This is a genomic window from Bradyrhizobium sp. C-145, assembly GCF_023375135.1.
In the GTDB taxonomy this organism is placed as follows: Bacteria; Pseudomonadota; Alphaproteobacteria; order Rhizobiales; family Xanthobacteraceae; genus Bradyrhizobium; species Bradyrhizobium zhanjiangense.
On the sequence record NZ_CP088150.1, the window covers coordinates 366,469 to 380,773 of the forward strand.

Sequence of the window (14,305 nt, forward strand, 5' to 3'; positions counted from 1 at the left end):
TTCGTGACCTCCATCACAAGCGCCCGCGGTGGATCTTGCTAAAGCGGTCCCAAAGGGCCCAAGCGGCCCCGAATTTCGGAAGTCGTGTCATGCGCAATTTGCTCAGACTTTGTCCGCTTCTCCTCGCCCTCGCGCTGCTGCTCGGCGCCCAACCTGCTTTCGCCGGCAAGCGCGTTGCGCTGGTGCTCGCCAATTCGGCCTATCAGCATGCGCCGTCGCTGGCCAATCCCGTCAATGACGGTTCGGTGATGGCGAAGACGCTGAAGGAGGCCGGCTTCGATGTCGTCGATTCCCGGCACGATTTGTCGGCGCTGGATACGCGGCGGGTACTCCGCGACTTTGCGGATGCGACCCGCGATGCCGACATCGCCGTGGTCTACTATGCCGGCCACGGCATCGAGGTCGAAGGCTCCAACTATCTGATCCCGGTCGATGCCAAGCTCGAGCGCGACACCGACGTCTACGACGAGGCGCTTTCGCTCGATCGCATCCTGGTCGCGGTCGAGCCCGCAAAGCAGCTCCGCCTGGTGATCCTGGATGCCTGCCGCGACAATCCGTTCGGCAAGAGGATGAAGCGCACGATTGCCTCGCGCGGCATTGGCCGGGGCCTCGCTCAGGTCGAGCCGACCAGCCCCAATACGCTGATCGCCTATTCGGCCAAGGCCGGTTTCACGGCGCAGGACGGTGACGGCGCCAACAGCCCGTTCACGGTCGCGCTGTCGAAGCATCTGACGACGCCGGGCCTCGACGTCCGCCGCGCCTTCGGCTTCGTGCGCGACGACGTGCTCAAGTCGACCGGCAACAAGCAGGAGCCGTTCGTCTATGGCTCGCTCGGCGGCGAGGATGTTCCGCTGGTGCCGGTGAAGATGACGGCTGCGGCGGCCGCGCCTGCTGCGAACCCGCAGGCCGATATCCGCCGCGATTACGAGCTCGCGCTCCAGGTCGGCAACAGGGCGGCGTGGGATGCCTTCCTCGCCCAGCATCCCGACGGTTTCTATGCGAGCCTTGCCAAGCTCCAGGTCGAGAAGATCGGCGCCGAGCAGGCTCATGCCGCGGCGATCGCGAAGGCGAAGCAGGCCGAGGCCGAGCGCGATCGTCTCGCCGCCCTCGGCGCGCAGAAGGATGCGCAGGCCAAGGCTGCGGCCGATGCGAAAGCCGCCGAACAGGCGCAGCTTGCCGCCCAGAAAGCGAAGGAGCAGGCGCAGCAGCAGGCCGCCGTGGCTGAGCAGCAGCGCGTCGACCTCGCCGCTGCGGCACCGGGCGCCGCGCCGGCCAGCACGGTCGCTCCGGCCGGCACCAACGTCGCCGCGCTGACGCCTGCGATTGCACCGGCCGATCTCAGCCGCTCGGTGCAGACCGAACTCGGCCGCGTCGGCTGCTTCTCCGGGCAGGCCGACGGCAATTGGAATACGTCCTCGCAGCGGTCGCTGTCGCAGTTCAACCGGTATGCCGGCACCAAGCTCGACGTGAAGGTGGCGAGCACCGATGCGCTCGATGCGGTCAAGTCGAAGCCGTCGCGTGTCTGCCCACTGGTCTGTGAGCACGGCTTCAAGGCCGACGGCGACAAGTGCAGCAAGATCGTCTGTCGTGACGGCTATGCGGTCAACGACGATAATGAGTGCGAGAAGCAGCGTGCCGCCAAGCCCGCAACGGCCAAGCGTGTAACTGCCAAGCGCGACGACGGCGATGAGCGTCCGGCACGACCGCGTCGTCAGTCCGCCGGCGCAGCAGGCGGTTATGGCGCCGCTGCCGGCGTTGCTGCTGCCACTGGCGCCGGCCGCGCGACGGGCGGCGGGCAGGTCTACTGCAATAGCGGTGGCTGCCGTCCGGTGCATCGCGGCTGCCGTCTCGAATATCGCGGCGGCGGCGGCCCCGGCAACGACGCCAATGCCGAGGTCTGTTACTAGGGATCGCGGTGTCCCCCACATGGTCGTCCTGGCGAAGCCAGGACCCATTACCACCGGCCTTGGTTTTGCGAAGACTTGTGGTTGGCAACTCAGCGCAGCAACTTCTCCCTGGGGTAATGGGTCCTGGCTTTCGCCAGGACGACTCCCTGGAGTGAGTTCAGGTCGCAATCGCGCTTGCAGCGATGTTCACCGTCAGCGCCAACAACGCCGTGTTGTAGATGAAGGACACGATGCCGTGCGCCGTCGCCGTACGGCGGATGGTCTTGTCGGTGATGCCGACGTCGGAGACCTGCGCGGTCATGCCGATCACGAACGAGAAATAGACGAAATCCCAATAATCGGCGTGGTCTTCCTTGTCGCCGCTCGGAAACTGAAGGCCTCCTGCCGTGCCGTGCCGATAATAATCATGCGCGTAATGCAGCGCGAAGGTCGTGTGCACCGCAGCCCATGACAGTGCGATCGTGGTGATCGCGATCGTCAGCTCCAGGACGCCGCGATGCGACGTGCCGAGCTCGGAGACGATCGCGGCGATGCTGGCGAAGGCGCCGGTCGCCGTCACCAGCAGGATCACGAAGCGGCCGTCGTCCTGCATCGCGGCGGCGCGGCGGATGTGCTGGTGGTCGTTGCACAGCATCATCGCATAGACCAGCACGAGATAGACCGCGATCAGCGCGTCCCAACCGAACAAGAGCCGCGTCACCAGCCGGTGCGTGCCCGGCAGCAGCAGGCAGACGAGGACACCGACAGCGAGCGCGATGAACGTTCGCGGCCGGGCATAAAGCAGCCGCATCGGCCGCGACATCTGGCGGAAGCGGACGAGGACGGGATCTTCTTTTTGCATGCAGATCGTCCGGTAAGTCCTGAGCGACATCGCTGGTGCGCTCCCTCCCCGCTTGCGGGGGAGGGTTGGGGAGAGGGTGTCTCCACAAGCGAAAACCCCCGAGAGGAGAGAGCCCTCACCCGCGCCTTCGGCGCGACCTCTCCCGCAAGCGGGAGAGGTGAAAACCCAACGTCAGTTCTTCCGTTCGGCGACGAAGCGCGCCGCGGCTTGCAGCACGGCGGCGCGGTCGCCGAAGATCGACACGGCGCTGTCGGCGCGCGCGAGCAGGTCGCGCACGCGCTGCTTGGCGCCTTCGATGCCGAGCTGGGTGACGAAGGTGGTCTTGCCAAGCGCGGCGTCCTGGCCCGAGGGCTTGCCGAGCGCTGCCGCATCGCCTTCGACGTCGAGCAGGTCGTCCGCGATCTGGAAGGCCTCGCCGAGCGCACGGCCGTAATCGTCGAGCGCCTGGTATTCTTTCTGCGAGGCCTGGCCGAGGATTGCACCGGCGATGCAGCCATAGCGCAGCAGTGCGCCGGTCTTCATCTGCTGAATACGGGCGACATCGATCGGTTCGTTGCCGCCGAAGCGGCCTTCGCCGGCGAGATCGAGGATCTGGCCACCGACCATGCCGCCAATGCCGGCGCAGCGCGCCAGCGCGCGCGTCAACAGCAGCCGCACATTGGCATCGCGATGGATCTCGTCGCGGGTGACGATGTCGAAGGCGAGCGTCAACAGGCCGTCGCCGGCAAGGATCGCGGTGGCGTCGTCGGTCTGCTTGTGCAGGGTGGGGCGGCCGCGGCGCAGGTCCGAATTGTCCATGGCCGGCAGATCGTCATGGATCAGCGAATAGCAGTGAATGCATTCGAGCGCGGCGCCCACGAGCAGTGCCGCTTCGCGCGGAACGCCGAACACGGTCGCGCTCTCGACCACAAGGAACGGCCGCAGGCGCTTGCCGCCGTTCAGGCTCGAATAGCGCATTGCGTCCATCAGTCGCTTGGGCCGGGCGATCTCGTCGTGCAGGATGTCGTCCGACAGCAGGCGCCCGAGCAGGGCCTCGGTGTCATCAGCGGTCTTGTCCAGACGTTTGGCGAAATCGGACGGGGACGTGCCGGTCATCAAGAAGGGCTCCAGAACTAAAATTCGGCGGGACAATCCTTTATGCGCCCGCCTCAGTCAATCGTTTGGAAGGCCTAAAAAGTGCTGGAAAAGGCCAGAATTATCACAGACTTAATGGCCCAGCCCGTGGCCGCGTTTCATTTTGCGCCGGAAAGGTCGATTTGCGCATCGTCAAGATCCTGCTGGTCGTGCTCGCGGTCGTGGCTCTCGCGCCCTATGTGATCGCGCCGTTTTACCGGACCGGCCATCCGGTTTCGACGCTGATGGCCTGGCGTTCGCTTCGGGGCGCGCCGATGCAGCGGCAATGGATCGATCTGGCGGCGATGTCGCCCTATCTGCCGCGGTCGGTGGTGGCAGCCGAGGACGCCCATTTCTGCAAGCATCACGGCATCGACTGGGGTGCGCTGCGTGAGGCGATCGATGACGCCCAGGAGGACGGTACGCCGTTCCGGGGCGCCTCCACCATCACTCAGCAGGTCGCAAAAAACCTGTTCCTCTGGCAGGGGCGGGACTTCGTCCGCAAGGCGCTGGAATTCCCGCTGGCGCTGTGGATCGACCTCGTCCTGCCCAAACCGCGGATCCTGGAGATTTACCTCAACATCGCAGAGCTCGGTCCACAGGGGCAGTTTGGCGTCGAGGCGGCCAGCCTTTATGCCTTCGGTAAGTCGGCCGCCAACCTCTCCCCCCGGGAAGCCGCCCTTCTGGCCTCGACCCTGCCCAATCCGGTCAAACGCAGTGCCCGGACCCCGGGGCCCGGTGTCAGGCGGCTGGCGGCGACCTATATGGCGCGGGGGCAGGCGAGCTCGCTTGCGACCTGCTGGCGCGAAAATCGCTGATTTCGGGCCCATTTCGGGCGTATTTTCCGGCCCAAGAGCCTAGCTTTACGGCCAGCCTTCCTCTATAAGCGCGGCCTTGATCGGCATTCAGCTCGCCTCGTATTGCGGGTGCTGAGCCGTCCCTTCGCGGACGATGCCCTGATGACACCAATCCCTAGAGGATATTGAAATGGCCGTTCCGAGAAGAAAAACCTCGCCGTCGCGCCGTGGCATGCGCCGCTCGGCAGACGCCATCAAGAAGCCGACCTATGTGGAAGACAAGGACTCCGGCGAGCTCCGTCGTCCGCACCATCTCGACCTCAAGACCGGCATGTACAAGGGCCGCCAGGTCCTGAAGAAGAAAGAGTCCTGAAGGCAGGACCTTTCTTCAGGCGGGAGGATTGGGCCCGCCTGATTTCGGCCAACCCATGAGATAGACGGTGACGGCGGCGGAGCAAATGCTTCGCCGCCGCATTGTCCTGTCCGGATATCTTGATCGAGAAGGCATTTTGCCGATGGTCGGTTTCCCGCTGCTTCTGATTCCGCTCGCGGTCTACAACATCATCGCCTTCCTGATGCCGACGGTGTCCTTTACGGACGTGCTGTTCAAGGTGCCGATGGTGTCCGGTGAGACCTGGCCGGTTACGCTCGCCGACCTGCTGCTCGCGCTCGGCGTGGTGCTGCTGCTGCTCGAGGTGGTCAAGGGCGCGCGGCCCGGCTCGAAATTCCTGATGGATCACCTGCTGTCGCTGATCGTGTTCGGCGCGGCCGCCGCCGAATTCGTGATGTGGCCCAAATTCGGCAACTCCACCTATTTCCTGCTGGTGCTGCTCGCGATGGCCGACTTCCTCGGCGGCATCGCCCAGCGCACGCGCCGTCGCGTCACCTATGTCGCCGAGACGACGGTGGCGGCGCCACGCAAGGCCAAGCGCCAGGAAGCGCCGGAGGAGGATGTGGCGTCCGAGCGTAAGTTCGAGCCGGTGATTGCGCCGCAGCCGGCACCGGCGGTGCCGCCCGCACCGTCGGCGCAATCCGTCGCCGAATCCGTGCTGATGGATCATCCGGCGCCCAAGCCGGTGCAGGGCGCGCCCTCGCCGGAAATCCCCTCGCCGCAGCTTCAGCCGGGCAACGGCACGCCGTCCTCTCCCGACGCGCCACCGCGCTGATCAAGCCACCTGCCGTGTCCGCGCGCTGACGCTTTGCAGCGGGCGCTTGCTGCCATAGGCCATCAGCGCGTCTTCGGACGAGGCGCGGCGAAGCCGGCTCGTCTGGGGCATGTGCTCGGCATTGGCGATCAATTGGGTGACGAAGCTGGGATCGGGGCGCGGCAGCGGCGCCTTGTGGACCCACTGCAACGTCGGCATCAGCGGCACGAGGCCCGTGCCTGTGCCGTTGTCCGCCGCGTCCGATCGATCAGTACTCAACATCGCAATCACCGTTGATCCGGCCGGGTTGTCGCATTTCGGGACGCTGGCGCCGGTGCGTGTCATGTACTCGCAAGCCCTATGCCGGCTGGGCCCGATTGGTTCCCCGAGGTCGGCAAACGTGGTTTCCAAATTGTTTATCAACTTTGCCTAGGGTCGAGGGCGAATCTGGCTTTATTCTGTGCCGGCTCAGGACTTTCCCACTGTCCCGAAACGAGGCGATTTTGACTCCAGCATTGCCGCAAGCCTCCGACATCCTGGCCGCGCTCGGCCAGGCCGTGTTCGCCTGGGACATCGCCAGCGACGTCATCGTCTGGGGTGAGCAGGTCAGCGCCGTCTTCCCGGGCATTCCAGCCGAGCGGCTCGCCACCGGGGCGGAATTCGCCAAGCTGATCGAGCCGGCGCAATCGCTGCGGACCGTTGCGCTGGCACAGACCTCCGCCGTGCACGGTGCCGACGGCACACCTTACCGGGTCGAGTACGGCGTGCGCATGAGCGCCTCCGATCCCGTGGTCTGGATCGAGGAGACCGGCCGCTGGTTTGCCGGTCCCGACGGCCGCCCCACGCGCGCGATCGGCTCCGTCCGCATCAACAATGAGCGTCACGCCCGCGACGAGGAATTGAGGAAGCTGGCCCGGCTCGATCCCTTGACCGGCGAGCTCAACCGCTCCCATCTGATCGCGTCGCTGGCCGAGGCGATCGAGGAGACGACCCGCTTCCGCTCGACCGCAGCCTTCATGCTGGTCGGCATCGATCATCTCGCCCACGTCAACGACGCCTTTGGCTTCGACGTCGCCGACGCGGTGATCCTCGACGTCGCCAAGCGCATTCGTGCGCGCCTGCGCGGCGGCGACGTGCTCGGCCGCTTCTCCGGCAACAAGTTCGGCCTGATCCTGAAGAACTGCACCGTCGACGACATGAACGTTGCCGCCGAGCGCTTCCTCGCCGGCATCCGCGACGAAGTGGTGCCGACGAAATCAGGCCCGGTCTCAGTCACCGCATCGATCGGCGCGGTCAGCGTGCCGCGCTATGCCCGCAACACCGACGAGGCGGTCAACCGCGCCCATGAGACGCTGGATGCCGCCAAGCGCCGCCGCGTCGGCTCGTTCGCGACATGGCGCCCGGATGCCGCGCGCGACGCGCAGCGCCGCGTCAATATCCGCGTCACCGACGAGATCGTCACCGCGCTGAACGAGCGCCGCATCAAGCTCGCCTATGAGCCGGTGGTCTCCGCCGCCTCGCGCGAACGCGCCTTCCACGAGTGCCTGGTGCGGATGGATCAGGGCGATGGCCAGGTGCTGCTCGCACCCGACATCGTGCCGGTCGCCGAACGGCTCGGCCTGATTCGCCTGGTCGATCATCGCGTGCTCGAGCTCGTGGTCGCCGAGCTTGCGGCCGCGCCCGACATCTGCCTCAGCCTCAACATCTCGCCTGATACCACCATGGATCCGGACTGGTGGGCGGGGATCGAGTCGTTGATGCTGGCCCATCCCGGCGTCGCCGAGCGGCTGATCGTCGAAATCACCGAAACGGTCGCGATCCAGGACATCGACGACGTCCGCGGCTTTGTCACGCGGCTGAAGAATTTCGGCAGCCGCATTGCCATCGACGATTTCGGCGCCGGCTACACCTCCTTCAGGAACCTGCGCAAGCTCGGCGTCGACATCGTCAAGATCGACGGCGCCTTCGTCCAGAACGTCACCCGGTCCGCCGACGACCGCGCCTTCGTGCACACCCTGATCGACCTCGCCCGACGCCTCGATATCAAGACGGTCGCCGAATGGGTGCAGGACGAAGAGGCCGCAAGCATGCTGCGCGATTGGGGGTGCGACTACATCCAGGGCCGTTTGATTGGACTGGCGTCTGCCGAGCGCCCGTGGGCGGCTTCAACGGATAGTGCGCTGCCTGCTGCAAGCTGAGAAGCCGTAGGGTGGGCAAAGCGAAGCGTGCCCACCATCGTGCTGTGTCGTTGGAAAGATGGTGGGCACGGCGCAAGCGTGCCTTTGCCCACCCTACGAAATCTCTCATGCCCCTTCGTCCAATGCCACCAGCTCGCGCTTCTTGCGCAGCGCGGGCAATAGCGGCGCGATCAGCAGCACCGTTGCGAGTGCAAGGCAGGCCGCCGAGATCGGACGCTGCACGAAGGTCCAGAGATCGCCCTGCGACAGGATCAGCGACTTACGCAGATTGTTCTCCAGCATCGGTCCGAGCACGAAGGCGAGCACGAGCGGCGCCGGCTCATAGCCGAGCTTGCGCATGAAATAGCCGATGATCCCGAACGCGATCATGACGTAGACGTCGAACACGTTGTTGCTCGAGCAGTAGACGCCCAGGATCGTGAACAGGATGATCAGCGGGAACAGAATGTTGTAGGGCAGCTTCAAGAGCTGCACCCACATGCCGATCATCGGCAGATTGAGGATCAGCAGCATGACATTGCCGATATACATGCTGGCGACGATGCCCCAGAACAGGCCGGGATTCTGCGTGATCAGCAGCGGTCCCGGCTGCAGGCCATGAATGACGAAGGCGCCGAGCAGCAGCGCCATCACCACGTTCGGCGGGATGCCCAAGGTCATCAGCGGAATGAACGCGCCGCCGGCCGCCGCGTTGTTGGCGGATTCGGGGCCCGCGACGCCCTCGATCGCGCCGTGGCCGAACCGCTCCGGCGTTTTCGACAGCCGCTTCTCCAGCGCATAGGACGCGAACGAGGCCACCACGGCACCGCCGCCCGGCAGGATGCCGAGCAGAAAGCCGAGCAGGGTGCCGCGCGCCACCGGGCCGGCACTCGCCTGCCAATCCGCCTTGTTGGGCAAGAGTTGTGTGATCTTGGCGTTGATGATGTCGCGCTTGATCGCCTGCTCGGTATTGAGCAGCACCTCGGCAACGCCGAACAGGCCCATCACGACCGGCACGAGGCCGATGCCGTCGATCAGCTCCATGCGGCCGAAGGTGAGCCGCGGCTGCGCCGTGATGCTGTCGAGGCCGATCAGGCCGAGCACGACGCCGATGCAGGCCATCAGCAGCGCCTTCGGCATCGAGCCCTGCGTCAGGAAGGTGAGCACGACGAGGCCGAGCACCATCAGGCTGAAATACTCGGCCGGGCCGAACGCGATGGCGATGCTGGCAAGCCTGGGCGCCACCAGCATCAGCGCGACCAGCGCGAAGGTGCCGGCGATGAAGGAGCCGAACGCGGAGATGCCGAGCGCGGGGCCGGCGCGGCCCTGCTTCGCCATCTGGTGGCCGTCGATGCAGGTGACGACGGAGGCCGCTTCGCCGGGGATGTTGACCAGGATCGAGGTGGTCGAGCCGCCATACATCGAGCCGTAATAGATGCCGGCCATCATGATGATGCCGGATTCCGGCGTGCCCGAGAGTGTCACGGGCAGCAGCAGCGACATCGCCGAGATTGGGCCGATGCCCGGCAGCACGCCGACCAGCGTGCCGATGAAGACCCCGATGAAGCAATAGAGCAGGTTGATCCCGGTCAGCGCGACGCCGAACCCATGGGCGACATTGGCAAGCGTATCCATGCGATCAGCCGATTCCGAACAGGCCCGAGGGCAGCTGGATCAAAAGCAGCCGCTTGAGCACCCACCACATGCCTGATGGCACCAGCACCGCGATCGGGATCGCCAGCGTCCAGCGCACGGGATCGATCAGGCGCAACAGCAGCAGCATCAACGGGATCGACGACAACAGGAATCCCAGCGGCTCCAACGCGAACGAGAAGGCGGTGAGGCAGGCGATGACGAGAAGCGGCTTGCTCCAGCGCACATTTTCCCAGCGCGAGGCCAGCGTCGGTCCGCCCTCGGTGATGGCCGAGATGATGATGGAGGTTGCGAACACGCAGATCAGGATGCCCGTGTAGAACAGCACGTAACCGGAGCTAGGATCGTTGATGGTGCCGAGCTTGAGCTTCAGCCCCGACCAGATCACGAAGCCCCCGAACGCGAGCCCGATCAGCCCGCCCCAAAGTTCGGAATTGCTGAGGCGGAGTTTGACGTTGGTTTGGTTGGTCATGTGAGACACCTCTCGACCACCGTCACCCTGAGGTGGCCGCTTCTTCAGCGGCCCTCGAAGGGCGACGGTACCCGTCTGCATCCTTCGAGGCGAGCCGCAAGTGCGGCCCGCGCCTCAGGATGACGCCGGCATGTGTGGCAGCAGAACTCTACTTCTTCGCAAGCCCGAGCGTGTCGATCACTTTGCGCTCGGACTCCGTGACCTCGACGACGAACTTCTTGTAGTCCTCGGTGTTCTTGTAGTTCGGCACCATGTCGTATTTGGCGAGCGTTGCCACGACGGCGGGGTCCTCGACTGCCTTCTTGAAGGCATCGTGCAGCTTGGCGACGATTTTGGGATCCATTTCCTTCGGGCCGGCGATGCCAAACGGGGAATCATAGACCATGGGATAGCCGAGCTCCTTCAGCGTCGGCACATCGGGGTAATTCGGCGAGCGGGCACCGGTCCACACCATCAATAACCGCAGCTTGCCGGCATCGACCAGCGGCCGCCATCCCGTGGAATCTGCCTGAAGCATCGTATGCTGCCCCAGGACCGCGGCGTTGGTTTCCGCGCCGCCCTTAAAGGGGACCTGGGTCAGCTTGATGCCGGACATCGCCGCGATCTGCTCCATGCCGATATGCAGCGAGGTCCCGGTGCCCGGCGTCGCGTAGGTCACCTTGCCCGGGTTCGCCTTGGCGAACTCCACCACGTCCTTCCAGCTCTTGAACTGGGATTCCGCGTTGGTGGTGACGCCGAAGGTATAGCCGGTGAGATGGATGATGTAGGTGAAGTCCTTGGCCGGATCCCACGACACCTCCTGCATCAGAGGCAGGCGGAAGACGGTGATCGGGATCTGCGAGATGGTGTAGCCGTCCGGCTTCGCGCCCGCGGCCATTGTCGCAGGTCCCACCGTGCCGCCGCCGCCGGCCTTGTTGTCGATCACGATGGGCTGTCCCAGGACCTTCGAAGCGCTGTCGGCGATCGCGCGCATCGAGATGTCGGTCGAACCGCCGGCCGGCCATGGCACGATCAGCGTGATCGGTTTGGTCGGATAGTCCTGCGCGCTGGCGGCAGTGGAGAGCACTGCGCCCATGACCGCATGCATGGCGGCAAAGGCAATCGTCTTCAGCCCGTATCGCGACATCGAAACGCCTCCCTCGCAGCGGCCTCGCTCGGGCCGCCATCTCTCGTTCTTGTGGGGCGATTGTTTCCGAAATCACGAGAGAAGAAAAGCGCCATTGCGCGTGTGCCAGGCAAGGGCGAGACGCCAATTCCGCCGGAAACCATCCATGCGACAATTGGTCGTTTGGAGGCGTGCCGAGATACGGAATTTGAGTGGGGAAAGCCGCTACGCCACGCGGCGGACTGCGCTCAGCGTCTCGATGGTGCCGCCGACCTCGGCCGCCGGGCACGGCTTGCCGAAATAATAGCCCTGCACGGCGGTGCAGCCGCATTCGCGCACGAAGTCGAGTTGCTCGGCGGTCTCCACACCCTCCGCCGTAGTCTCGACGCCGAGCACGGAGCCGAGGCTGGCGATGGTGCGGACGATGGCAACGCTTTCCGGGCTTTCGCCGAGCGTGCCGACGAAAGAGCGGTCGATCTTGATGCGGTCGAACGGAAATTTGCGCAAATAGCTCAGCGAGGAATAGCCGACGCCGAAATCGTCGAGGCTGACCCGCACGCCGAGTGCGCGGAGCTGGTGCAGGATCTCGATCGTCGCCTCGCTGTCGTCGAGCAGCGCCGTCTCGGTGACCTCGAGCTCGAGACGTTGTGGCGGCAGGCCGGCTTCCGCAAGTGCGCTCGTGATCATCGCCACCAGGCCGCGCGAGCGGAACTGCACCGGCGACAGGTTTACCGCGACGGTGACCCCGGGCCAGGAGACGGCGGTCGCACAGGCGGTGCGCAGCACCCATTCGCCGATCGGGACGATCAGCCCGGTCTCCTCCGCGATCGGAATGAAATCGGCCGGCGAGACGAAGCCGCGCGAGGGATGTTTCCAGCGCAACAGCGCTTCGAAGCCGGTGAGCTCGGAGCTGTCGAGCCGGACCTGCGGCTGGAACACGAGGTGGAATTCACGTGATTCCAACGCGCCGCGCAGATCCTGCTCCAGCGCGTGCCGGCTGCGCGCCTCCTCTTCCATCTCGGGCTCGAACAGCTGATAAGCGCCGCGTCCCTTGGCCTTGGCCTGGTAGAGGGCGAGGTCGGCGCATTTCATCAGTTCGTCGGCATCGAGCCCGTGATCGGGCCCGATCGCGATGCCGACGGAGACGCCGACATGGATCGACTGGCTTTCCAGCGGCGGCGGATGGCCGATGATCTCGACCAGGCGACGGGCGAGCTTTTCAGCCGCTTGTGGCTGCGGTCCGCGCTGGAGTACGGCAAACTCGTCGCCGCCGAGCCGCGCGACGGTATCATGCTCGCCGACATTCTCCTTCAGCCGCGCCGCAACCCAGCGCAGCAGGCGGTCGCCTGCGGCGTGGCCGAGGCGGTCGTTGACAGTCTTGAAATTGTCGAGGTCGAAATACAGCACGGCCATTGCGCCGCCGGCGATCGCGACATGGTTCAGCCCTTCGCCCATCTTCTCGCGGAACAGCGTGCGGTTGGGCAGGTCGGTCAACGAATCGTGGCGCGCCATGTGCGCGACGCGGGCTTGGGCCTTGTGGCGCTCGGTGACGTCCTCATAGGTGACGACCCAGCCGCCAAGCTCCATCCGCTTGTGATTGAGCTTGATGATGCGGCCGTCGTTCAAATGGCGGTGCAGCGTGTGCTCGCCCTCGCGCAGCCTCTCGACATAGTCGGTATAGAGCCGCGCGCCTGTGGTGTTCGGATCAATGCCCAGTTCGCAGCTATGCTCCATGATCTCGCGCATCGAGACGCCCGGTTTCACGATCTCGGGCGACACCCCGTACATCTCGATATAGCGGCGGTTGCAGACGATGATGCGCAGGCTCGAATCGAGCATGCACAGGCCCTGGCTCATGTTGTTCAGTGCGGCGTCGAAACGTCGATACTGCTCGCTCAGCTCCTCAATCGCGCGTTCGCGTTCGGTGATGTCCTCGTAGGTGGCGACGAAGCCGCCGTCTGGCTGCGCGCAGCAACGCACCGAGATCACGGAGCCATTGGACATGCGCCGTCGCATCGACGAGGAATCGCGGTTCGCAATCCTTGCGCTGGCGGCTTCCAGGAGCTGTTGCGGGCTGTATTCGGAAGCGAATGCGCCATTCGCCATCGAACGCTTGATCAGCTCGGAAAGATGCGTGCCGGGCCGGGTCTCTTCGGGCGACAGCCGGTAGATCTTGCGGTAGTTTGTATTGCAGACGCGGAGCCGCATGTCGCTGTCGTAGAAGGCGAGTCCGTGCGCCATGTTCTCCAGCGCTGCATCGAGGATGAAGTTCTGCTGCCTCAGCGTCTCCTCGTATTGCAGCCGCTCGGTGACGTCTTCGTGCACCGTCACCCAGCCGCCGTCGGGCAGGAAGCGGGAGACCGCCTGCACCATCCGCCCGTCATAGCGCATCACCAGCAGGGTTTTCGCCTTCCTGGCGCGCACGTCGTCCAGCCTGGTGTCATGGAATTCATCGGCCGACATGCCCGGCAGGTTGCCGCGCGAAAGCCAGTGGTCGATGGCAGCGCTGTGCGTGACGCCCGGCTTCATGATCTCGGGGTCGAGGTTGTAGAGCTTCAGGAAACGTTCGTTGCAGACGACGACGCGGCTGTCGGCATCGTACATGATGAGGCCGTGCGACATGTTCGCGAGCGCGTGCTGGCTGCGCTCCGTCTGCACGCGCAATTCCGCCTCGAGCCGGGCGAGACGACTGACGTCGTCGCAGATCGTCATCCAGCCGCCGCCGGGAAGAGGCTTCAACTCGAGCGCCATGACGAGGCCGCTTGCAAGCCGCTGTTCGGTGCGGAATGGTTTGCCCGCTGCGATTTGCGCAATCCGCGCCGAATACAGCGCATCGAGCTCGTCCTGGGGGAAGTTCCCGCGTGTCGCGCTGTGGGCAAGCACCTCGCGATAGCTCGTGCCCACCCGCACGATATCGGCCGACATGTCGAACAGCGTGAGGTAGCGCTGATTGACCAGCACGATCCGGTTGTCGGCATCGTAGACGCAGACGCCCTGCTCCATGTGGTCGAGCGCAAGCTGGCCGAGCGCGATCAGGGCCGCGGGGGCCTGTTCGCGATGTGCACCATGCTCATTGTCGCAGGTCGACGTCATGG

At 65.1% G+C, this 14,305-nt stretch carries 12 protein-coding genes; 5 read left to right on the forward strand and 7 right to left on the reverse strand.

The annotated features are described in order from the left end of the window. Positions 1 to 89 precede the first annotated feature (89 nt). The gene (locus tag LRP30_RS01680) at positions 90 to 1,907 is read left to right on the forward strand and encodes a caspase family protein (protein WP_128940935.1); all 1,818 of its coding nucleotides are present in this window, start codon (positions 90 to 92) and stop codon (positions 1,905 to 1,907) included. Positions 1,908 to 2,064: 157 nt separating this feature from the next. Here the strand turns inward: LRP30_RS01680 and LRP30_RS01685 are convergent, their stop codons facing one another. Further along, complete coding sequence (locus tag LRP30_RS01685) at positions 2,065 to 2,748, reverse strand: DUF1345 domain-containing protein (RefSeq protein WP_091896586.1); 684 nt, start codon at positions 2,746 to 2,748, stop codon at positions 2,065 to 2,067. Between the two features lie 171 nt (positions 2,749 to 2,919). Further along, complete coding sequence (locus LRP30_RS01690) at positions 2,920 to 3,843, reverse strand: polyprenyl synthetase family protein (RefSeq protein ID WP_128930779.1); 924 nt, start codon at positions 3,841 to 3,843, stop codon at positions 2,920 to 2,922. Positions 3,844 to 4,004: 161 nt separating this feature from the next. Between LRP30_RS01690 and mtgA the strand changes: the two genes are divergently transcribed. From mtgA to LRP30_RS01705, 3 genes are all read left to right on the forward strand, one after another. Next, on the forward strand, positions 4,005 to 4,679 hold the full coding sequence (gene mtgA / locus LRP30_RS01695) for a monofunctional biosynthetic peptidoglycan transglycosylase (RefSeq protein WP_249759140.1): 675 nt from the start codon (positions 4,005 to 4,007) through the stop codon (positions 4,677 to 4,679). A 169-nt stretch (positions 4,680 to 4,848) separates the two neighbouring features. Continuing rightward, on the forward strand, positions 4,849 to 5,031 hold the full coding sequence (gene rpmF / locus LRP30_RS01700) for a 50S ribosomal protein L32 (protein ID WP_007598106.1): 183 nt from the start codon (positions 4,849 to 4,851) through the stop codon (positions 5,029 to 5,031). Between the two features lie 142 nt (positions 5,032 to 5,173). Next, positions 5,174 to 5,824 carry a hypothetical protein gene (locus LRP30_RS01705; RefSeq protein WP_249761982.1) on the forward strand — a complete coding sequence of 217 codons (651 nt, stop codon included), beginning with the start codon at positions 5,174 to 5,176 and terminating at the stop codon, positions 5,822 to 5,824. On the opposite strand, the gene LRP30_RS01710 is transcribed toward LRP30_RS01705, so the two are convergent. Then, entirely contained in the window at positions 5,825 to 6,085 is a 261-nt protein-coding gene (locus LRP30_RS01710; RefSeq protein WP_164934874.1) for a hypothetical protein, read from the reverse strand. Positions 6,086 to 6,306: 221 nt separating this feature from the next. Here LRP30_RS01710 and LRP30_RS01715 point away from each other — a divergent pair, with 221 nt between their 5' ends. Continuing rightward, positions 6,307 to 8,001 carry a bifunctional diguanylate cyclase/phosphodiesterase gene (locus LRP30_RS01715; protein WP_249759141.1) on the forward strand — a complete coding sequence of 565 codons (1,695 nt, stop codon included), beginning with the start codon at positions 6,307 to 6,309 and terminating at the stop codon, positions 7,999 to 8,001. 105 nt (positions 8,002 to 8,106) lie between these two features. On the opposite strand, the gene LRP30_RS01720 is transcribed toward LRP30_RS01715, so the two are convergent. From LRP30_RS01720 to LRP30_RS01735, 4 genes are all read right to left on the reverse strand, one after another. Next, complete coding sequence (locus tag LRP30_RS01720) at positions 8,107 to 9,615, reverse strand: tripartite tricarboxylate transporter permease (RefSeq protein WP_128930783.1); 1,509 nt, start codon at positions 9,613 to 9,615, stop codon at positions 8,107 to 8,109. Positions 9,616 to 9,619: 4 nt separating this feature from the next. Beyond that, positions 9,620 to 10,105, reverse strand: coding sequence for a tripartite tricarboxylate transporter TctB family protein (locus tag LRP30_RS01725; protein WP_249759142.1), 486 nt, complete (start codon positions 10,103 to 10,105; stop codon positions 9,620 to 9,622). A gap of 148 nt (positions 10,106 to 10,253) precedes the next feature. Further along, the gene (locus LRP30_RS01730) at positions 10,254 to 11,231 is read right to left on the reverse strand and encodes a tripartite tricarboxylate transporter substrate binding protein (RefSeq protein ID WP_249759143.1); all 978 of its coding nucleotides are present in this window, start codon (positions 11,229 to 11,231) and stop codon (positions 10,254 to 10,256) included. 204 nt (positions 11,232 to 11,435) lie between these two features. After that, a complete protein-coding gene (locus tag LRP30_RS01735; RefSeq protein ID WP_249759144.1) occupies positions 11,436 to 14,303 on the reverse strand; it encodes a PAS-domain containing protein in 2,868 nt (955 codons plus the stop codon). Positions 14,304 to 14,305: the final 2 nt, after the last annotated feature.